The sequence below is a fragment of the Luteibacter sp. Sphag1AF genome, assembly GCF_014192715.1.
GTDB lineage: Bacteria > Pseudomonadota > Gammaproteobacteria > Xanthomonadales > Rhodanobacteraceae > Luteibacter.
On the sequence record NZ_JACHYH010000001.1, the window covers coordinates 1,228,675 to 1,248,747 of the forward strand.

The 20,073-nt window shown below is 63.0% G+C and carries 15 protein-coding genes; 8 read left to right on the forward strand and 7 right to left on the reverse strand.

Going from position 1 to position 20,073, the window contains the following annotated elements; all coding sequences use genetic code 11:
- The first annotated feature begins 181 nt into the window (after window positions 1-181).
- From bglX to FHW69_RS05600, 4 genes are all read left to right on the forward strand, one after another.
- On the forward strand, window positions 182-2,347 hold the full coding sequence (bglX, locus tag FHW69_RS05585; RefSeq protein ID WP_183421989.1) for a beta-glucosidase BglX: 2,166 nt from the start codon (window positions 182-184) through the stop codon (window positions 2,345-2,347).
- 125 nt (window positions 2,348-2,472) lie between these two features.
- Window positions 2,473-3,258 (forward strand): 3-hydroxybutyrate dehydrogenase, encoded by a 786-nt coding sequence (locus FHW69_RS05590; RefSeq protein WP_183421990.1) that lies wholly within the window; start codon window positions 2,473-2,475, stop codon window positions 3,256-3,258.
- 91 nt (window positions 3,259-3,349) lie between these two features.
- Complete coding sequence (locus FHW69_RS05595) at window positions 3,350-5,065, forward strand: alpha/beta hydrolase (RefSeq protein ID WP_183421991.1); 1,716 nt, start codon at window positions 3,350-3,352, stop codon at window positions 5,063-5,065.
- A gap of 310 nt (window positions 5,066-5,375) precedes the next feature.
- Window positions 5,376-6,866, forward strand: a complete 1,491-nt coding sequence (locus FHW69_RS05600) for an alpha/beta hydrolase (protein WP_183421992.1) — start codon at window positions 5,376-5,378, stop codon at window positions 6,864-6,866.
- Between the two features lie 44 nt (window positions 6,867-6,910).
- On the opposite strand, the gene FHW69_RS05605 is transcribed toward FHW69_RS05600, so the two are convergent.
- The 3 genes from FHW69_RS05605 to FHW69_RS05615 all read right to left on the reverse strand — a co-directional run bounded on the left by FHW69_RS05605 (window position 6,911) and on the right by FHW69_RS05615 (window position 10,595).
- Window positions 6,911-8,095 (reverse strand): porin, encoded by a 1,185-nt coding sequence (locus tag FHW69_RS05605; protein ID WP_183421993.1) that lies wholly within the window; start codon window positions 8,093-8,095, stop codon window positions 6,911-6,913.
- Between the two features lie 119 nt (window positions 8,096-8,214).
- Window positions 8,215-9,414 carry an MFS transporter gene (locus FHW69_RS05610; protein WP_183421994.1) on the reverse strand — a complete coding sequence of 400 codons (1,200 nt, stop codon included), beginning with the start codon at window positions 9,412-9,414 and terminating at the stop codon, window positions 8,215-8,217.
- Window positions 9,411-10,595: a serine hydrolase domain-containing protein gene (locus tag FHW69_RS05615; protein ID WP_183421995.1), complete on the reverse strand. Its 1,185-nt coding sequence runs from the start codon at window positions 10,593-10,595 to the stop codon at window positions 9,411-9,413. The genes FHW69_RS05610 and FHW69_RS05615 overlap by 4 nt, the downstream gene beginning before the upstream one ends.
- A gap of 108 nt (window positions 10,596-10,703) precedes the next feature.
- Between FHW69_RS05615 and FHW69_RS05620 the strand changes: the two genes are divergently transcribed.
- Window positions 10,704-11,678 (forward strand): LysR family transcriptional regulator, encoded by a 975-nt coding sequence (locus FHW69_RS05620; protein ID WP_183421996.1) that lies wholly within the window; start codon window positions 10,704-10,706, stop codon window positions 11,676-11,678.
- Between the two features lie 8 nt (window positions 11,679-11,686).
- Here the strand turns inward: FHW69_RS05620 and FHW69_RS05625 are convergent, their stop codons facing one another.
- Genes FHW69_RS05625 through FHW69_RS05635 form a run of 3 tightly spaced genes read right to left on the reverse strand, consistent with a single transcriptional unit; the run spans window position 11,687 to window position 15,887 of the window.
- Window positions 11,687-13,309 (reverse strand): DHA2 family efflux MFS transporter permease subunit, encoded by a 1,623-nt coding sequence (locus FHW69_RS05625; protein WP_183421997.1) that lies wholly within the window; start codon window positions 13,307-13,309, stop codon window positions 11,687-11,689.
- On the reverse strand, window positions 13,306-14,418 hold the full coding sequence (locus FHW69_RS05630; protein ID WP_221195384.1) for an HlyD family secretion protein: 1,113 nt from the start codon (window positions 14,416-14,418) through the stop codon (window positions 13,306-13,308). The genes FHW69_RS05625 and FHW69_RS05630 overlap by 4 nt, the downstream gene beginning before the upstream one ends.
- Before the next feature lie 14 nt (window positions 14,419-14,432).
- Window positions 14,433-15,887: a TolC family protein gene (locus tag FHW69_RS05635; RefSeq protein ID WP_183421998.1), complete on the reverse strand. Its 1,455-nt coding sequence runs from the start codon at window positions 15,885-15,887 to the stop codon at window positions 14,433-14,435.
- Between the two features lie 87 nt (window positions 15,888-15,974).
- Between FHW69_RS05635 and FHW69_RS05640 the strand changes: the two genes are divergently transcribed.
- A complete protein-coding gene (locus FHW69_RS05640) occupies window positions 15,975-16,763 on the forward strand; it encodes a helix-turn-helix transcriptional regulator (protein WP_183421999.1) in 789 nt (262 codons plus the stop codon).
- Window positions 16,764-16,849: 86 nt separating this feature from the next.
- On the opposite strand, the gene glnA is transcribed toward FHW69_RS05640, so the two are convergent.
- Window positions 16,850-18,262: a type I glutamate--ammonia ligase gene (gene glnA, locus FHW69_RS05645; protein ID WP_183422000.1), complete on the reverse strand. Its 1,413-nt coding sequence runs from the start codon at window positions 18,260-18,262 to the stop codon at window positions 16,850-16,852.
- A gap of 589 nt (window positions 18,263-18,851) precedes the next feature.
- On the opposite strand from glnA, the gene FHW69_RS05650 reads away from it, so the two are divergent.
- Together FHW69_RS05650 and FHW69_RS05655 are read left to right on the forward strand one after the other, a co-directional pair.
- On the forward strand, window positions 18,852-19,688 hold the full coding sequence (locus FHW69_RS05650; protein ID WP_183422001.1) for an SAM-dependent methyltransferase: 837 nt from the start codon (window positions 18,852-18,854) through the stop codon (window positions 19,686-19,688).
- A gap of 84 nt (window positions 19,689-19,772) precedes the next feature.
- Window positions 19,773-19,991 carry a hypothetical protein gene (locus tag FHW69_RS05655; RefSeq protein ID WP_183422002.1) on the forward strand — a complete coding sequence of 73 codons (219 nt, stop codon included), beginning with the start codon at window positions 19,773-19,775 and terminating at the stop codon, window positions 19,989-19,991.
- Window positions 19,992-20,073 lie beyond the last annotated feature (82 nt).

The window sequence follows — 20,073 nt, forward strand, 5'->3', positions numbered from 1 at the left end:
CCCCGCACACGCCCTCCGGGCCGATCCGTTGTAACCTTTGCGGCACAACGACGTAATCGTTTTCACGTAACGCGCGTTACATGGCCCCGAAGCGGCTTTATCCCGGTATGCTTTGCGGCTTCTCAAGCGCTGAGTCCGACCTTCGGGCCGCCATCCCCCATCGCAGCAAGAGTGTTTGCCCATGACCCGTGATCCCCGCATCGAAGACCTGATCGCCCGCATGACCGTCGAAGAAAAGGTCGGCCAGTTGGGCGTATTCGCCGATGCGGTGCGTCCGTTCGCCCCCGACATCAATCCGGAAGTGAATGCCCGGGGTGCCAACGAGGTGCTGGACCAGATTCGTGCCGGCCTGGTGGGTGCACTGTTCAACGGCGTGGGCGCTCTGGAAGGTCGCGAAGCGCAGCGCGTGGCGGTCGAGGAAAGCCGTCTGGGCATTCCGCTGATTCTGGGCGCAGACGTGATTCACGGCATGCGTACCGTGTTTCCGATTCCGCTGGGTGAAGCGGCCAGCTTCGAGCCGGATCTGGCCGAGCGCACCGCACGCGTCACGGCAGTGGAAGCAACGGCTGCCGGCATTCACTGGACCTACGCGCCGGCCGTGGACATCGCGCGCGACCAGCGCTGGGGCCGTGGTGCCGAAGGCGCCGGTGAAGACGTGGTGCTGGGCAGCGCTTTCGCTGCCGCCCGCGTTCGCGGCTTCCAGGGCAGCGACCTCACATCCAACGATTCGCTACTGTCCACGCCCAAGCACTTCGCCGCTTACGGTGCGGTCGCGGGCGGCATGGAATACAACACGGTCGACATCTCCGAGCAGACCCTGCGCGACGTTCACCTGCCGCCGTTCAAGGCCGCGTTCGATGCGGGCGCCCTCACTGTGATGAGCGCCTTCAACGACATCAACGGCGTGCCGGCCTCAGCCAATCGCGAGCTGATGACCGACATCCTTCGTGGTGAGTGGGCATTCAAGGGCTTTGTCGTATCCGACTACACGGCTGACTTCGAACTCATCGCACACGGCTATGCTGCCGACGAGCGCGACGCAGCCCGCCTCTCGTTCATTGCCGGCGTGGACATGAGCATGCAGAGCGGCCTGTATGCCGCCCACCTGCCCGACCTGCTCGAAAAGGGCGAGGTGTCGATGGAAATGCTGGACGAGAGCGTGCGCCGCGTCCTCTCGGTCAAGTCGGCCATTGGCCTGTTCGACAACCCGTACCGCTCGCTTGATCCGGCCCGCGAAGCGGACGATTCGCTGCGTCAGGCGCACAGCGAACTGGCGCGCGACGCCGCACGCCGCTCCATCGTGATGCTGAAGAACGATGGCGTGCTCCCGCTTCGCAAGACGGGCCAGCGCATCGCGCTGATCGGCCCGTTTGCCGAAGATCAGGACAACCTCGAAGGTTGCTGGACACTGTTCGGCGACAAGACCCGCCACGTGGACATCGCCACCGGCCTGCGTGCCGCCGCGCCGGACATCGTCGTCGTCCCGGGTTCGGGCATTGAAGAACCCATCGAGGGCGGTATCGACGCGGCCGTGGCCGCTGCGAAAAACGCCGACGTCGTACTGCTTGCCGTGGGCGAGCCCCAGGTCTATTCCGGCGAAGCACAGTCGCGCACGCAGATCATCGTGCCGCCTGCTCAGCAGGCGCTGGTGGAAGCCGTGGCCGCTACCGGCACCCCGTACGTCATCCTCCTCAAGAATGGTCGTGCGCTGGCCCTGACCGGCGCGGTTCGCGCCGCTAACGCCATCCTGGTCACGTGGTTCCTCGGCAGCCAGACCGGCCCGGGTATCGCCGACGTGGTGTTTGGCGACTACAACCCCGCAGGCCGCCTGCCGATCAGCTTCCCGCAGGATGCCGGCCAGCAGCCGTTCTTCTACAACCACCTGCGCACCGGCCGTCCGGAACTGGCAGACCAGCCGCCGGCGTTCAAGTCGCGCTGGCGCGAGATCACCCACGAAGCGCTGTATCCGTTTGGTCATGGCCTGAGCTACACCACGTTTGGCTACAGCGCACCGCGCCTCAGCACGGCAAGCCTCGGCTGGGACGACACGCTGACCATCAGCACCACAGTCACCAACACCGGCACGGTCGCGGGCGAAGAAGTGGTGCAGCTTTACGTGCACGACCGCGTTGCAAGCCGCGTGCGCCCGGTGAAAGAACTGAAGGCCTTCCGCAAGATCCACCTGGCACCGGGCGAATCTCAGGAGGTCAGCTTTGAACTCACCCGCCACGATGTGGCGTTCACGCTGCGTGACGGCACGTTCGCCGCAGAGCCAGGCACGTTCCACGTGTGGGTGGCCGGCTCGTCGGCGCAGGGCGAAGCGGCAGATTTCACGCTGCTGGCTTGATCCATTGCCGCCGGATCAGGCCCGACATGGACCTGATCCGGTGCGCCGCAGGGCTGCGCGTGTTTCATGCCGTCATCCCGAACGACCGCGCATAATGGCGCGAGTCACTTCCGGGAGATGTCCTCATGCATGACCTTCGCAACAAGGTTGCAGTCGTTACAGGCGCTGCCAGCGGTATCGGCCGCGCCATCGCCGAAGCGTACGCCAAGGCTGGCGCGAAGATCGTCATCGCAGACATACAAGCTGACGCCGCCCAGGCAGCAGCCCGTGCATTGCAGGACGCAGGAGGCACGGCCCTCGGCATCGCGATGGACGTCACCGACGAAGACCAGGTGAATGATGGCTTCGCACGCGTTGCCGACGAGTGGGGCCCTGTCGACATTCTTGTCAGCAATGCCGGCGTCCAGATCATCTCGCCCATCGTGGACTTAGCGTACGCCGACTGGAAGCGCATGCTGGCCATCCATCTGGACGGCGCGTTCCTGACCACGCGCGCCGCCATGCGCCAGATGACCGCTGCGGGCAATGGTGGCTCGATCATCCTGATGGGCTCGGCACACTCCCACGTCGCATCGAAATTCAAGGCGCCTTACGTCACCGCGAAGCATGGCCTGTTGGGGCTTGCCCGCACTATCGCGAAAGAAGGCGCTGAACATCGCATCCGCGCAAACGTCATCTGCCCGGGGTTCGTCCGCACGCCGCTGGTGGAGAAGCAGATACCCGAACAGGCGCGCGAGCTGGGCATCTCCGAAGAGGAGGTGATTCGTCAGGTCATGTTGAAGGATACGGTGGATGGTGAGTTCACGACGCTGGAAGACATCGCTGATGTTGCTCTCTTCCTGGCAGGGTTCGGGTCTGCCGCGCTGACCGGGCAGTCGCTTACCGTGAGCCACGGCTGGTCGATGAACTAGGGCGACGACCCGCACTCCGCAGGCGACTCGCTTACTTCGCTCGCGCGCCCGGATCACTAACGTTGGGTCTTTTCCACGGAAGGACCTGACAGTGAAGACACACACATTGCGCCAATGGATCTCCGCGCTCCTGATGGTAGGGCCGCTATCGGTCGCCGCCACTGAAACACAGCCGCTACCCCGCCCCGTTCCGTCGGTGCCCGCCACCACGATCACGTGGGGTGAATGCAGTTCCTCGCTGGTTGCGGCGCCGGAAACACTGAAAAGTCGCGTTCAATGCGGGCAGCTGGACGTGCCGCTGGATCACCACAATCCGGATGGCAGAACCCTCACCGTCGCACTCGTCCGCATTGCCGCCGGTAACCCTGCAGAACGCCGTGGTTCGATCTTCTTCAATCCGGGCGGCCCGGGCAGCAGCCCCATGAGCGTGCTTCCGCTTTACGCCTGGCTCTGGAGCAACATCACGCCGGGTGATCCCATTCATGGGCTTACACGGGAGGTGGGTGAGAAGTACGACCTCATCGGAGTCGTGCCGCGTGGCCTGAATGGAGGTACCACGTATTCGTGTCAGTCCCCCGAGGCCGATGTCGCCTTCAACGACGTGATAGCGGATCGTAGTCCCGCCAATATCGCCGCCGTGGATCTGGCCGTACGCCGCTACGTCGCTGCGTGCAAGGACCATCCATTCCGCCCGTACATCACCACGGAACAGAACGTCTTTGATCTCGACCTGGTGCGGCGTTCACTCGGCGAAGCGAAACTCAACTACTTCGGCATTTCATACGGTACGTGGATGGGTATCTGGTACGCGTCCCTCTATCCGGCGTCCACTGGCCGGATGCTTCTGGATTCCAGCATGGACTGGACCGGTACGATGGAAACCAACCTGCTCGCTTCTGCACCCGAGCAGCAGGCTCGCTTCAATCGCACCGTGGCAGATCCCATGGCGGCTGCGTCGACACGCTACGGCATGGGCAACACCCGGGATGCGATCATTGCGCGCATTCGAGCCCTGTCACCGCGTGTACGTGAAGCATGGGCATCGGACTACCGCTACCCGGAAAGCGTACTCGCCGCAGTTGCCGCATCCGAATGGCTTACCACGAATCCTGATCTCGGTTCCGACGATATGAAAAGTATCGCGTCCTCGTATGTATTCAGCACCGATCCGCAGGTGAATGAGCGTGCGCAAGCGGAAGCGCGAAGGATGGTTTCGTCATATTTCCTGCCCAACAATGCTGCCAACCGGATTTCGCTGACGCCGGCGTACTCCGTACTGTTGTCCACGACGTGCAACGACAGCCCCACCGTTCGCGACACGACGTGGTGGCAAAACACCATCGCCGACTACTCGCATCGCTACCCGGCCGCGGTGGGCGATCATCTGTTCTATCACTGCGCCCTTTGGGGCGGCCCTCAGACCGTCCAGCCAACATTGCAGGCGCTGGTGAACGTGCCGGACATACTGATGATCCATTCCGAGTACGACGTGGTGACGCCGCTGACCAGCGCGATGCGATCATTCGAAGCGACACCTTCTGCTCACATGATCGTGGCAAGAGGTGCCGATGAGCACGGCTTTTTTGGCCACACGGAGACGGCATGCATTGAGCGCGTAGTAGCTTCGTTCCTGCTTGACGGCATCAAACCGGCGGATCGTCTGACCAACTGCCAGATCGCGTTGCCATCCCCCGGTTCGAGTCCGTTGCCTTCGGGCTATAGCGATCCCTTGCTGGCAAAAACCCTTCGCGAATATCTGCTGCGCTCACGAGGATTCAACGGGTGGCGGCCCGGCTTTCGCCAGTAGGTTTCCGTCAGCAGACTACCCATCGCGATGGTCTTCGCTGACGCGCATCTGGCCGACCGAAAGCTAGAGTGCTCGTTTTTCCGATCATGGACGAACGATGCGCGTACCTTCACTTCATGCCGGCGGACATCCCGCCGGCTTTTTCTTTACATGGCTGATTGGCATCGGCTGCTCTGTAGCCATCACGGCCACCGCATTCGCCACACCGGGCGCACCGTCCACACCGCCCGTCATCTCCTGGGGAACGTGTGGCCCACACGTGCAAGGCCAGTCCGTTGATGCTCTGGGGGCCCGGCTGCAATGTGGGCACATGGAGGCACCCGTAGATCATCTTCGCCCGGAAGTGGGCACGATCGACGTGGGGTTGATCCGGGTGACGGCGGCAGACCCCCAACGCCGTGAGGGCACGATTTTCTACCATCCCGGTGGACCGGGTTCAGAACCATCCGGCCCGCTCATCGAACTCGCGGAGCTGTGGAGCATCACCGATGCGGCTGATCCCATTCACGGCGGCCAGCGCGAACTGGCCGACCGATATGACCTCGTGGCCGTTGTTCATCGCGGACTCCCCGGTGGAAGAATCTTCGACTGCTCTCCTGTGCTTTCCACCTTCCACGTGCTGGCATCTGATCGCAGCAAGGAAAACCTTCATGCTGCGGACGAAGCCGCGCGTGATCTTGGCTTCCATTGCACGCGCGATTCATTCCACGCCTATGTGAGCACTGAACAGGTCGCTTACGACATGGACCTTGCACGGCGCGCATTGCACGAAGACAAGCTCAACTTCTACGGTGTGTCTTACGGCACGTGGGTGGGCGCGTGGTACGGCGCGATGTTCCCGCAGAACGTGGGACGCATGCTGCTTGATTCGAGCATGAACTTCACCGCGAACTTCGCGGACGCCGCCACGGCAACGGCTCAGGAGCGCCATCGCCGGTTCGTGCGACTGGCACTGAAGCCCGCCATCGCCCAGCCAGCGCTGTATGGACTGGGAACCGATGAGGAGGCCATCCTCGCCCGTTTCCGAAATATGCCGCAGCGCGCGCTGGCCGAATGGGCAACGCACATCACGAGTGCCGAAGCGTTGACGGCCGCGCTTGTAATGGCCGACTGGGTTCGCGCACACCCTTTCATCACGGAGAAGGAACTGACCGAGCGCGTCGAAACGCAGACGTTCAGCCACGTTCTGGGGATCGATGCCGGCATCCGGTCGTTCGCGCGACATCTGGTCGCGCGTTATTTTGGTGACGTGAACGAACCTTCCTACATGGCCGGTGGCAGCGCCCTGTCGGTATATCTGGCGGTGAACTGCAACGACACGGAAAGACCCACTGATCCGGCCTACTGGAACGCGCTGGCACAAACCCATGCCCGGCTGTATCCGGGTGGCAGCCGTAACGAGGCCTTCAATCTTTGCGGTTACTGGGGCAAGCGTGTCACCCGTCGTCCATCGCTGGAGCCGCTGCATGCGGCACCGCCGATCCTGATGGTGCATGCGGAATACGACGATTTCACGCCGCTGTCCAATGCGTCCATAGCCTGGAATGCACTGGGCAACGCCAGCATGATCGTGGCGCGCGGCATGTCCGGCCACGGCATTTTCTCCGACTCCGACACACCGTGCGTGGAACAGGGTGCGGCAACCTATCTGCTCACGGGCAAGACACCGGAGCACAAATTCTCTTCTTGCAACGCGGTGGTATTTGGCCAGGGTCGAAACGGGCGGTCTTCTGCCGCCACGGAACAGCGCATCAAGGCGCTGCGAGCCCAGCACGCAGCACGCTGGGCCAGCGACTTCTGAGTGAGCGTGTGCGCCGGGATGCAGCATGCCGGCGCACACCCCCGTCAGAACATGATCTGCGCGCGCACCTGCACGACATTCGGGTCGATACGTACGCCACGCCGGTCGCTGTTGGCGTGAACGTAGTTTCCCTGCAACTTCAGGTAACGGTTGATGTACCAGTTGATGCCGAACGTCCAGTCACGCTCGGTGCCGCCCAGGATCGGACCATCGTCCAGATCAAGCTGGCTGTAACGAATGGCCAGCTCCACCGCTCCGTAAGCGCCCTTCGGCTTCAGGTCGGCCACGTTGCCGCCGCTGTAGCCGCGTGATTCGCCGGTCAGCACCCAGCTTCCAAACACGTAAAAGCCTTGCGCGTGATAGGCAGGGCGGCCGTCGTCGAGTTTGACCTTCGCACTAAGATATTCGCCCTGCACCGACCAGGGACCGCGAATCCAAAGCGATTCAAAACCACGCCGATCCACGTGAGTGGTGGGCGTAAGCGCCCCGGAATCAATCAGGCGCTGATTGAGAAGGCCCGCCTCAGGGCGGGCCCGTAAACGCGCAGACGGCGGGTGATACACGCCGCGGCCATCGGTGGTGCCCTCGGGCTCTTCACGGGACGCCGAAACACCCAGGTGCAGCACGTTGCCCGCTGCATTCAATGGAACCCAGGCAGCACGCGCGGCCCACATGCGTCCGTCTGCGTCACCCTGAAGATCGCCTCCCGAGTAATAGCCAACATTCAGGACGAAATGCGGACGCAGCAGCGCCCAGTCCACGCCTATGCGACGCCCCGCGTAGATGGCCTGCACCGGCAGAGCCGTCTCCATGAAGGTCGTGGAGCCGGTGCCGGTAACGCCCTCGAAGCCCACAAAGGTCTTGTCGTAGCCCACGCGAAGCGAGCCGTAGTCCGCACCAAGCCACGGCCTGGTCTGCACGCGGGCGTACACATCGAGCCAGGTTCTTGCCTGAAAGTCGAAAACCGCCGTCGCTTCGTACACGTCCTTCTTGCGGACGAAGACGCCGAACTCCTTGCGCCGGTTGGTCTGGCTGTCCTCGAATGCGCCTCTATCGCTGGAGAAGCGGTCCACATCGTATTGGTATTTCACGGAAACACCGAGGTCGGTTCCGTCGGCGAACACATAGTGCGTGGGCCAGTTGCTGCTGAAGTCATAAGGGCCATTGGTGGCGTGCAGCGACGTGCACGCCACCAACGACAAAACGAGCACCGGAAGGCGCTTGTACATAATTCAAATCCCCGGGAAGCAGGCGACGGCACGCCCGCAGGCTATTTATCGCATTAAATAGCGACCGGAAATTCAACTTCTTGAGCGTCATGGTATTTTCAACCGCATAAAATCGCGGCTCAGCTCGCCGGGAACCCATGCGACCGGGCGTTCCATGCCACGTACCACCCGGCAACAAGCAACACCACCGCAAGCCAGGGCAGTGTGGACGCACCGCCCCAGTCCAGCCAGATGCCGCCCGCCAGACCACCACCGGCAATGGCGAGGTTCCATGCGGTAACCAGCATGGATTGTGCAGCGTCGGCTTCGTCCGTGGCGGCTTTCGCCGCCGCAGTCTGAAACAGCGTGGCCGATCCGCCGAACGCCACACCCCATACCCCGACGGCGACGTACACAACCCAGGGTATGGCCCCCGCAACGACAAGACCCAGCATCGCAGACAGGAACAAAGCCGTGCTCAACAACACGAGTTGGCGCAAATGCCGGTCAACAAGCGTACCCGCGACCCAGATGCCCAGAAGTGACGCCCCGCCGAACAAAAGCAGCGCCGCACCCAGCTGCTTCCCGATCTTCGCTGCCTGTAGCAACGGTTCGAGGTAGGTATAGAGAATGTTGTGGGCAAGCACGAACAGGATCAGCGTGAGTAGTACCTGACGCACGCCGGCACGTGCCAGCACGGAAAACACGCTGCGTCGCTTCGCCACCGGTGCCGCTGCCATGTCAGCCACTGCCCAGCGCATCCACACCAGCAACAGCGCGGCCATGATCGACACGATGCCAAAGGTCCATCGCCAGCCCACTGCAGCCCCGAGCCAGGCACCGGCCGGAAGCCCCAATGCGAGCGCCAGTGGGGTACCTAGCATGGCAACAGCAATCGCTTTGCCCTGAAGCTCTGGCGTCACCATCCGACTTGCCATGCCCGCAAGCAGCGACCACAGGATTCCCGCGCTCACGCCCGCGGCGAAGCGAGCCAGCAGCGTGACGTAGTAAACGGGCGACAACGCCGTCACGATGTTCGATACGGCAAAGCCCGCCACCGCCAGCATCAGCAGCGGGCGACGGCGCCAGCCGCGCGTCATCGCCACCACAGGGATGGCGGCAAGCAACGAACCCAATGCATAAAACGTTACCAACTGGCCAACCAACGCAGAGGAAACCTGCAAGCCCTTCCCCATTGGCACGAGCACGCCGGCAGGAAGCGCTTCCGTAAGAATCGTGATGAATCCCCCCGTGGCAAGCGCAAGCAACGCAGACCACGGCAATCGCGCGGATGACGCCACCGTGTTCAACGGCGCGGCATCCAGATCCAGGCGGGTCATGACGCACGCTCTGCGTCGATAGCCGCATAGATCACATCACGCAGTTCGCTCACGAAGCGGCCCGACATGCCCTCGTACAGCGTGTTGGTGAATGCGACGACGGTAAGTTGACGGGCCACGTCCACGAACCACGAGTGGCCATAGGCTCCGCCCCAGCGCCATGTACCTGCGGCCTCGGGGGTCTGCGCAACCTCGGCATCGCGCAGGACCGAGAAGCCAAGCCCGAAGCCAAAGCCGGGTGCATCCGGCGGCCCGTTCTGGCCCACCTGGTTGCGTGCCATCTCCGCGATCAGCATCGGGGAAAGGCCCGGATGCTTTTCCTGGCGCAGCGCCTCAAGAAAACGCAGCATATCGGGAGCTGTACCCACCATGCCCGCGCCGCCGGAAGGAAACGCTGAGGGCGTCGTAGCGCGCGCGGGCGAATACATGATGCCGACCGCACCTTCGAACGGCGTCACGACATCACCTTCGCGCAGAAGACGAAGGCCTTCGTTGTCCAGTACGTAGGGTTGAGCAAGGCGCGTTGCATCGACCGCATGGAAGTCCGTATCCACGATGCCGATGGGCGTGGCGATCAGCTGACGAACCGCCTCCGGCAAGGCCATGCCGGTCGCCGCTTCAATCAGCCCACCCACGACATCCACCGCGATGGAGTAGCGCCACGATGTACCCGGTTCAAAGAGCAACGGCACCGAGGCGATGCGTCGAAGGTTTTCCTTAAGGTCGATGGCGCTGTCGTCCATGCCGTCGGATACACCCGCCCGCGCAAATGGACCTTCCGTGTCCTCCTCCAGAAAACGATATCCGAGCCCGGCCGTGTGAGTCAGCAACTGGCGTAGCGTGATATCGGGCGTCCGGCCATCGGCAAGCCTCGGCCGGAATTCAGCTAGCCACCGATGAATCGGTTGATCCAGCTCAAGCGCGCCGCGACCGACCAATGCCATCGCGGTCGCCGTTACCAGCGGCTTGCTGACGGACGCCAGGCGAAACAGGGTGTCCTGCTGCATGGGAACGTCGCGCTCCCTGTCTGCAACACCGGCCGCCTTGGCAAACAGCGGCTGGCCGCGATAGACAGCCAGCACCACGGCCCCGGCAAGGCGGCCCTCCGCGATAGTGCGGTCGATCAGGTGTTCCACAGCACGCGTGTCGATGGCGCGCCGGAGGAGTGGGATGGCAGACATGGATGAGACTCCGCAAAAAGGAGCCTCACGATAGAAACGACCCTATTGAGGAAAAAGCGGGATGATGTTCGCTAGAGTACGGACAACATCGTCCGCAATGGAGGTCTCATGGACCAGTTCGCCAGCTTCCGGGTATTCGCCCGCGTGGCCGAAACCCGCAGCTTCGTCGCGGCCGGGCGGGCACTCGGCATATCGGCTTCGGCTGTGGGCAAAAGCATCTCGCGCCTGGAAGATCGCCTGGGCGTGAGGCTGTTCCATCGCAGCACCCGAAGCATCGCCCTCACGACCGAAGGCCAATACCTGCTGGAGCGATGCCGTCGCATCTTCGCGGAAGTGGACGATATGGAGGCCGAGCTCACGGCCACCACCAGCCGGCCGAAGGGACGCCTGCGCATCAGCCTGCCGCTGGTCAGCAGCCTGGTGCTGCCTCTGCTGGCCGACTTCATGCTGGCCTACCCCGACGTGCAGCTGGATCTCGATTTCAGCGACAGACTGGTGGACGTCGTCGAGGAAGGGTTCGATGCCGTCGTTCGTACCGGCAAGCCCGCCGACTCGCGTCTGACAGCACGGCAGGTTGGGTCGTTCCGCCTGCGGCTGGTCGGCTCGCCCCGGTATTTCGAACGCGCAGGCACGCCGCACACCCCGGCCGAACTGGCCACCCACCTGTGTCTGCACTATCGCTTTCCCACCAGCGGGCGGCTCGAACTCTGGCCGCTGCGGACGGAGCCCGGCACCCCGGAGCCGTGCATCCCCATTTCCATGGTGTGCAACAACATCGAGACGCGACTCTGCTTCGCTCAGCGCGGCGTGGGCATCGCCTGCCTGCCCGACTTTGCCGTGGGCAATGCGCTGGCCGATGGCACGCTGGTAACGGTGCTGGACGATTTCATGGAACGCACGATCCCGCTGAATGTGCTGTGGCCATCAAGCCGACATCTGACGCCACGCCTGCGCGCCTTCATTGATTTCTTCAGCGAGCGGGTGACCATCGCCGATCCTGCCTGCCGCAAACCAGCGCCCGAACCGTCCTCAATCAGATCGCGCGCGGGCCGCGCCACACGGGATACCACACGCAAGGCCTGATTCACTGATCAGGCCACTTCCGTCGTGGCTCCCATGGTTTCCATCTTTTCGTCCAGAGACTTGATGCTCTTCCGAGGCCCGCGAAGCAGCAGCGCGCCAGCCGCGCATACCAGCATGATGACCCCCGCCATCAGGAACACATCGCTATAGGCCTGAAGTAATGCCTGCTTGTGAATCACCTGCTGTATCTGCCCCAGCGCCCGCTGCCGCAATGTCGCAAAGGCAGCGCCCTGAAGCGCATCGTCAGGTGCCACCGCATGCCCTGCGAAGCGACTGACCAGTGCAACGATGCGATCCCGATATGCTTCCGCAAACGGCGTCACGTGCTCGCCAATACGCATGGCGTGGAACTTCTCGCGCTCCACCACCCACTGACTGGCAATGGCGATGCCGATGGCGCCACCCACGTTTCGTACCATGGAGAACACGCCGGATGCCGAGCCGAGGTCCGACTTGCTCATGCCCTCGATGGACATCACACCCAGCGCCACCACGATCAGCGACTGGCCAATGCCACGCACGATCAACGACGGCACGATTGTGTTCTGCGCTGATTCCTGGCTGAGATGCATGTTCATAAGACAACCCACCGCCATGATGGAAAAGCCCAGCACGATGGCGATGCGTGGACTGGTCCGCCGCATGAGCGGCGGCGTGGCGAACGACATGATGAATTGCACGACGCCGTAGGGAATCATCACCACGCCGATATCCCTCGCGTTGAAGCCCTGCACATCGGCGAAGTAGTTCGGCACGAGAAACACCACGCCAAACACCACGGCCCCGAACAGGAACTGCATGAGGCTGGCCAGACCGAAGTTGTAGCTGCCCAGCAGGCGCAGATTGATGAAAGGTTCCTTGCGGCGCAACTCGATCCACACAAACGCCACAAGCCCCAGTGCCGCCGCCATGGCTGCCGACACGATGAAGGAAGATGAAAGCCAGTCCTTGCGTCCGCCTTCTTCCAGCATGATCTGCAACGCCGACAAACCCAGCGCCATCGCCGCGATGCCACCCCAGTCGCCATGCTTCAGACGCGCCAGTTCCAGCGGCTTTGCGCGGATGGACCAGCCGATGGCCGCCAGCAACGCGAGACCCGGCGGAATCTGCAGGTAGAAGATGTACCGCCACGAATACATGTCGGTGAGCCAGCCGCCCAGCGACGGGCCAGCCGCCTGAGCCACGTTGTTGGACACCGCAAAGAGCGCCATGCCCAGCGCGTGCTTTGATCGGGGCAACTCCGTGACGATCAGCTGGAACGACAGCGGAATCAGCACGCCGCCAAAGGCACCCTGCAAGGTACGCGCGAAAATCATCGTGCCGATGTTGGGCGCAACCGAACACAGGATGGAGAAGACGACAAAGCCCAATGTTCCCGTCATCAATACGCGGCGCATCGAAAATACGCTGGCCAGCCACGCTGACAACGGAATGACGATGATTTCAGCCACAAGATAGGCCGTGCTGATCCACGATCCTTCTTCGAATGTGGCACCCAGCGAACCGCGGATGTCCGGCAGCGACGCGTTGGTCACGTGGACATTCATGCCTGCCATGAAACAGCCCACTGCCCCGCCAATGACCGCGACCCAGGTTCGCAGCGAGACGGTGTCTTCGCTGGACGCGCTCATCGTGAATGTGTGTCGATGGTAGTGACCACGGACATGCCCGGACGCAACAGCGCTGCGCTGTCGCCATCCAGCGCGATGCGCAGCGGCATGCGCTGTACCACCTTGGTGAAGTTGCCCGTAGCGTTGTCCGGCGGCAGCAGCGCGAACTCCGCGCCGGAGGCCGGTGCGAAGCTTTCCACATGGCCGTGCACCACACGCCCGCCCAACGCATCCACTTCCACATCTACCGGCTGTCCGCGCTGTACGCGGCCGAGCTGGGTCTCCTTGAAGTTCGCCACCACATACGTCTGTCGCGGCACGATGGCCAGCAATGGCGTGCCCACGGCCACATATTGACCAGCGCGGAGGCTGCGCTGCCCGACCATGCCAGCAGCGGGTGCACGGATCTCGGTGTGTGCAAGGTCGAGGCTGGCCAGATCAAAGGATGCCTGCGCCTTGGCCAGCTCCGCGTGCGCCCCATCCAGTGCCGCCTGTGCACGAACACGATCCGTACGCAGCGAGGTCAGAGCCTGCCGTGCCGCCGAAAGGCGTGCGCGCGCGGCAGCGGTCGCGGACGCGCTCATGGCGGCATCCGCCTGCGCGGCTTCCCATTGTTGCTCGCTGGCGATCTGTTCGCGTCGCAGCGACTTCTGCCGATCCATCTCCAGCGACGCCTTGCGCGCCGCTGCCTCACGCGCTTCCAGCTCGGCTTCAGCGGCGGCAATCTGGCTCGTCTGCTCGGCGGCCTGCGCATCCAGATGGGTGATGGCGGCCTCCCGACCTGCGATATCTGCTTTGGCTGCGGCCACGTTGCTGGTTGCGAACGCCACGTGAGCGGCGTAGTCGCGGTCGTCGATGTGTGCCAGCACATCACCGGCCTTCACTTCCTGGTTGTCCTGCACCAGCACGGTAGCGACGTAGCCGGATACACGCGGACTCACACTCACAATATCGGCTCGCACGTATGCGTCGTCCGTGCTCTCGTGATAGCGCGCGACGATCCACCAGTACATCAGCGCGGCAACAAGGACCACGACGCCCGCCGCCATCGCGAGCACGGCCAGCGGCTTTCTGCGCGCCCAGGAGCCGGCTTCGCCGACGATCACGTGAGGAGCATTTCGGTTGATCATGGATATTCCTGGAATCAGTGTGATGTGCCGGATAGGAGGATCGACGCTGTGGTGTCGGCGCGTTGCCAGCCCCCACCCAGCGCGCGAAACAGACCCACCTGCGCAACGGCGACATCCGCATGGGAGGCAGAAACGGCCTGGCGCGCCGCCACGTCACTGCGTTCGGCATCCAGCAGGTCGATGGCGGTGGATGCACCGAGCGAATGGCCGATTTGTGCCAGTCGCAGCGCTTCGCTGGCCTGGTCGCTTGCACGTTGCAGCGCTGCGTAGTGCTGCTGTGCGGCGGCGTAGCTCGTCAGCGCCATACGGACGTCTGCGATGGCGTGCAGGATGGTCTTGTCGAACAACGCCAGCGTCGCCTGCTGGTCGGCGTGTGCACCCGCAATACGCGCACGCGCCACGCTGAGATTCGGAAAGCTCCACGACAACAGCGGACCCACGCGCCAGACAGTCGACGAACGCTGATCCAGTCCACCGATAGTCGGCGCTGAACTCAACAAACCTGCGCCAAGCGATATCGACGGATACAACTGCGACGTGGCGACATCAATGCCCGCCGTGCTGACCTTCAGTCGCTCGTCCGCCGCACGCACGTCGGGACGACGGCGCAGCAAGCCGGCGATGTCCCCGGTGGGCAGGGGGGAAGTGAGACGGGGAACGGCGTGACAGGACGTCACATCGTCCGGGAGCGTCGTCGCCGACGTGCCCATCAGCAATGCCAGCTCGTAGATCGCGTTGTCGTGAGCGGCCTGAAGCGGCGGAATCGCGGCGGCCGCTTCCTCGGCCAGCGCCTGTGTTCGCACCACGTCCAGCTGATTGCCCGCGCCGATGGCCCGCATCTTTGCGTGCAGCGCCGCGCTTCGGCTCAACAAATCCAGGGATCGCTGCGCGTCGGTGGCACGCACGGCAAACGCACAGATGTCGATGTAGGCACGCGCGGCTTCCGCCGCCACGTCGATACGCACACCATCGGCGTGCGCCTGCGTTTCTGCCGCGCTGGCGCGCGCCGCGCGGATGGTCGCGCTCTGGCGGCCCTGGATGTCGGTATCCCATGCGAAGTCCAGACCCGCGTCGTAACGCATGCCGGTGCGAATCGGCGTGTCGTTGAGCGCGGCACCCACCTGATCGGCCAGGGTGCTCCCGTAGCCTGCACCTGCCGTCACACTCGTGCTGGGCAGCCGTGCACGGCGACTTTCGTCGATCACACTGCGCGCTTGCGCGACGCGTGCGGCAGCCACCCGGATATCAAGGTTGTCGCGCAGCGCATCGTCCACCACGCGGACCAGGACCGGGTCGTCGTACAACGTCCACCAGGCGTCGACCGGGGCGTCGGAAGACACGCCGTTCAACGGCTTCACCAGTACATTGCCGCTCTCCGGCGTGCGGGCAGAAACACTGACACTGCCTGTCCGCGCACAGGCACCGAGCAGAAGCAGCAACAGGGGGAACGCGATGTATCGGCGCACCATCGGACAGGCCTGAAATGAGAACGGCCCTCATTTGGCCACGGCGATCACTTGTCATCCATGCTTCGGTAAGACCACAATCGTCGCGAAATGGACAATCCGCGCACTCTCGAAGCCTGCGAAGCCTGTGATCGCCCCGTAGCGGCACTTGCCGACGACTATGCGCACGGCGCAGAGGTTTCGCCTCACAGTCATCGGCGTGCGCAGCTCATTCACAGCGTGACTGGCGCAATGACTGTCACCTCGACAGGCGGTCGCTGGGTGGTGCCTGCCGGCAAGGCGGTCTGGATGCCCGCAGGCATGTCGCATCAGATACGCATGGCGGGTGATGTGCGCATGCGCACCGTGTTTGTACGCGACGATGCGCGCGAGGGCCTGCCGAAGATCTGCGAGGTCATCGGTGTGTCGGCGCTGTTGCGGGAAGCCATCCTCGCGGCGATGGATATTCCGCTGAACTATGCCCGCGAAGGCCGCGACAGCCGTGTCATGGAATTGATCCTGGATGAACTGGAGCAGGCCCCACGCCTGTCCATGCACGTGGCGTTTCCCAAAGATCCGCGCCTGATGGCGGTATGCCAGCACCTTCTCACCCGGCCAGCTCACGCACCCTCGCTGGATGAACTGGCGGCACGCATCCACGTCAGCGGCCGCACACTCTCGCGACTGTTCGAGCGCGAACTCGGCATGACGGTCAGCGCATGGCGGCGGCGCATGTGCATTCTGCTGAGTCTTCCACGACTCGCCGAAGGTGCGTCACTTGCTGAGGTCGCCATGGAATTTGGCTATGACAGCCCAAGTGCCTTCACCGCCATGTTCAAGCGGGAGCTGGGCATGGCGCCCACGATGTACGTGGCGAGCAGGGATTCCCTGCACCGCTGATCCGCCTGCGGGAGCGGGCGCAAAAAAAGCCTCGCGAATGGGCGAGGCTTTTCCGGTTGCGGCGGAGCGAACCCCGCCGCGGTCGATCAGATGGCGTAGTACATCTGGAACTCAAGCGGATGCGTGCTTGCGCGGTAGCGGGTCACTTCCTGCATCTTCAGCGCGATGTAGCCGTCGATGAAGTCGTCGGTGAACACGCCGCCCGCCTTCAGGAAGTCGCGATCCTTGTCGAGCGCAGACAGCGCTTCGTCGAGGCTTGCGCACACCTGCGGGATGTTCTTCTCTTCTTCCGGCGGCAGGTCGTACAGATCCTTGTCGGCCGGTGCACCCGGGTCGATCTTGTTGATGATGCCGTCCAGGCCGGCCATCATCAGCACGGTGAACGTCAGGTAGCCGGACTGCATCGGGTCCGGGAAGCGGATTTCGATGCGACGACCCTTCGGGCTGGACACATACGGAATGCGGCAGCTGGCCGAACGGTTGCGTGCCGAGTAGGCAAGCATCACCGGCGCTTCAAAGCCCGGCACCAGACGCTTGTAGCTGTTGGTGGTGGAGTTGGCGAACGCGTTGATGGCCTTGGCGTGCTTGAAGATGCCGCCGATGTACCACAGCGCCAGCTGCGACAGGCCGCCGTACAGATCACCCGCAAACAGGTTCTCGCCGTTCTTGGACAGCGACTGGTGCACGTGCATGCCCGAGCCGTTATCGCCAACGATGGGCTTCGGCATGAAGGTTACGGTCTTGCCGTTCTGGTGAGCCACGTTCTTGATGACGTACTTCATCGTCATCAGTTCGTCGGCCTTCTTCACCAGCGTGTTGAAGCGCGTACCGATTTCGCACTGGCCCGCGTTCGCCACTTCGTGGTGATGCACTTCCACCACCTGACCCAGCGACTCAAGCACCTTGCACATGTCGGCGCGCAGGTCGCCCAGGCTGTCCACGGGGCTGACCGGGAAATAGCCACCCTTCACGCCCGGACGATGGCCGGTATTGGTGCCGTCGTACTTGTAGCGCGACGACCAGGCCGCTTCTTCGGAGCCGATTTCATAGAACACGCGGCCCATGTCGTTCTGCCAGCGCACCGAGTCGAAAATGAAGAACTCGGGCTCCGGACCAAAGAACGCCGTGTCGGCAATGCCGGTGGACTTCAGGAAAGCTTCGGCGCGCTTCGCGATGGAACGCGGATCGCGGCCATAAGCCTGCATGGTGCTCGGCTCAAGCACGTCGCAATGCAGGATCAGCTGCTTGTGTGCGCTGAACGGATCGAGATGTGCCGTTTCCGGATCGGGCATGAGGACCATGTCCGACTCGTTGATGCCCTTCCAGCCCGCGATGGACGAACCATCGAACATCTTGCCGTCTTCAAACGTGGACTCATCAATCTGATGAGAGGGGAACGTGACGTGGTGATGCTTGCCGAGGATGTCGGCGAAACGAAAATCGACGAATTCGATTTCTTCGTCCTGGATCAGGTTCAGCACTTTCGCGGCGGCGGACATAGAACAAACCTCAGTGGATGGCGGGATGCTTTTAGCAAGGCGTGTGCCAAGCGGGGATGCCAGCAGGATCAAGCCTTTGCATCATAGACGGCCCTGGCTGCGGTGACCAGTTGCACCAATATGGCGCAATAAGGAGCGCAAACGCACCACGGCGGCACAGATCCCCATCGCCTCAGCATGGACCCGCTGGCAAGCGCACCGGAACCGCGTGCGCCCGTACCGGAAGTTGCCCTACTATCGCGATATGCAGTCTTTGGGCGCGCTTTGGAAGCATGCCGCCGCCGCCCGATGCCGGATACCCGGTATCGGCGACAAAACCGGAGACTGCGGGGGCACAACAACATCCGGGCATTTCAGGGGGAAAGCGCATGTTGGACACGATCAGACTGCTCGAAGCCATCGGTAGCGATGCGTCGCCCTGTCGCGCGTCGGCGATCAACATGTTCGTCCAGCACGGCGCCCAAGTTACGTTCTGACGTTGCACGGTCACCGCCATCAGTTACCGGAAGTAACTGCCTCGAACGCTCACAAGAATGCAGGCGCTGCAACATCCCGCAGCGCCACACCCCTACATACAGACTGACCATTCATGACCACGCCCCTTATTCCGCCGTCCACCAAACCGTCCCGCGGCAGCATTGCCTGCGTGGGGATGGGCATGACGCTCGGCTCGCATCTGACGCCGCTGTCGCGCAGCCATATCGAGCAGGCTGACGTCGTGTTCGCGGGACTCTCCGACGGCATCGTCGAAATCTGGCTCAAGCGCATGAACGATGATGTGCGCAGCCTTCAGCCCTATTACAAGGAAGGCAAGTCGCGCCTGCAGACGTATCGTCAGTGGGTTGACCTGATGATGGACGAGGTTCGTGCAGGCAAGCGCGTGTGTGGCGTGTTCTACGGCCATCCGGGCATCTTCGCCTGGTCGCCGCACAAGGTCATCGAAGTGGCGCGTGCCGAAGGCTTTGATGCGCACATGGAGCCGGGCGTCTCGGCAGAAGACTGCCTCTATGCGGATCTGGGCATCGACCCGGGCCGCTTTGGTTGCCAGCATTTCGAAGCCAGCCAGTTGCTGCTGTTTGAACGCCGCATCGACCCCACCGGCTATCTGGTGCTGTGGCAGGTGGGTCTTGTGGGCGACCAGTCGCTCGCGCGCTTCCAGACCGGCTCGGCGTATCGCCAGGTGCTGGTGGATCTGCTCGCAGAGGACTATCCGCTGGATCACGAGATCATCGTGTATCGCGCGGCCACGCTGCCCATCGAGAAACCGCGCGTGATCCGCGTGGCGCTTCGCGATCTGCCGGAAGTGAAGATGACGGCAGAAGAGACCGTCGTCGTTCCGCCGGTATCCACGCCGAAGCCGAACCTGGCCATCCGCGCGCGACTGGATGCACTGGACAAGCAACACGCACAGGGCGAAATCGCCTGATCGACTTTCATCAAGCCGATGCCGGTCGGCATCGGCATGCGTCACCCGCAAGCTACGTGACCATCTAAGGACCAGGAGAAGCACATGCCAGACACGATCGAGTTGCTTGAGGCCATCGGCCGCGATGCATCGCTACGCCACGCATCACCCGCCGCACTGAGCATCCTGCTGGACGAGGCCCACGCCTCGGGCACCCTTACCAGGGCCGTGGCTTCCGGCGACACTTCGGAACTGGCACGGGAATTCAGGGCATCGGACACCTTTGTGCCACAGAGCATTCAAACGTTCTTCATCGAGTTCTGATTTCAACGGCGAGTCGCAACACGCACTATCAAGAACTGGCGTCGCTGGCCGTCACCCTGCTCTGCCGGGCTGATGGCCTTAT

Excerpts from the sequence above, each read along its gene's own strand:
- FHW69_RS05610 (WP_183421994.1), bottom strand. The coding sequence starts at position 9,414 with ATGACCCGCCTGGATCTGGATGCCGCGCCGTTGAACACGGTGGCGTCA.
- FHW69_RS05615 (WP_183421995.1), bottom strand. The coding sequence starts at position 10,595 with ATGTCTGCCATCCCACTCCTCCGGCGCGCCATCGACACGCGTGCTGTG.
- FHW69_RS05600 (WP_183421992.1), top strand. The coding sequence starts at position 5,376 with ATGGAGGCACCCGTAGATCATCTTCGCCCGGAAGTGGGCACGATCGAC.
- FHW69_RS05640 (WP_183421999.1), top strand. The coding sequence starts at position 15,975 with ATGGACAATCCGCGCACTCTCGAAGCCTGCGAAGCCTGTGATCGCCCC.
- FHW69_RS05650 (WP_183422001.1), top strand. The coding sequence starts at position 18,852 with ATGACCACGCCCCTTATTCCGCCGTCCACCAAACCGTCCCGCGGCAGC.
- bglX (WP_183421989.1), top strand. The coding sequence starts at position 182 with ATGACCCGTGATCCCCGCATCGAAGACCTGATCGCCCGCATGACCGTC.
- FHW69_RS05605 (WP_183421993.1), bottom strand. The coding sequence starts at position 8,095 with ATGTACAAGCGCCTTCCGGTGCTCGTTTTGTCGTTGGTGGCGTGCACG.
- glnA (WP_183422000.1), bottom strand. The coding sequence starts at position 18,262 with ATGTCCGCCGCCGCGAAAGTGCTGAACCTGATCCAGGACGAAGAAATC.
- FHW69_RS05620 (WP_183421996.1), top strand. The coding sequence starts at position 10,704 with ATGGACCAGTTCGCCAGCTTCCGGGTATTCGCCCGCGTGGCCGAAACC.
- FHW69_RS05655 (WP_183422002.1), top strand. The coding sequence starts at position 19,773 with ATGCCAGACACGATCGAGTTGCTTGAGGCCATCGGCCGCGATGCATCG.
- FHW69_RS05630 (WP_221195384.1), bottom strand. The coding sequence starts at position 14,418 with ATGATCAACCGAAATGCTCCTCACGTGATCGTCGGCGAAGCCGGCTCC.
- FHW69_RS05590 (WP_183421990.1), top strand. The coding sequence starts at position 2,473 with ATGCATGACCTTCGCAACAAGGTTGCAGTCGTTACAGGCGCTGCCAGC.
- FHW69_RS05625 (WP_183421997.1), bottom strand. The coding sequence starts at position 13,309 with ATGAGCGCGTCCAGCGAAGACACCGTCTCGCTGCGAACCTGGGTCGCG.
- FHW69_RS05635 (WP_183421998.1), bottom strand. The coding sequence starts at position 15,887 with ATGGTGCGCCGATACATCGCGTTCCCCCTGTTGCTGCTTCTGCTCGGT.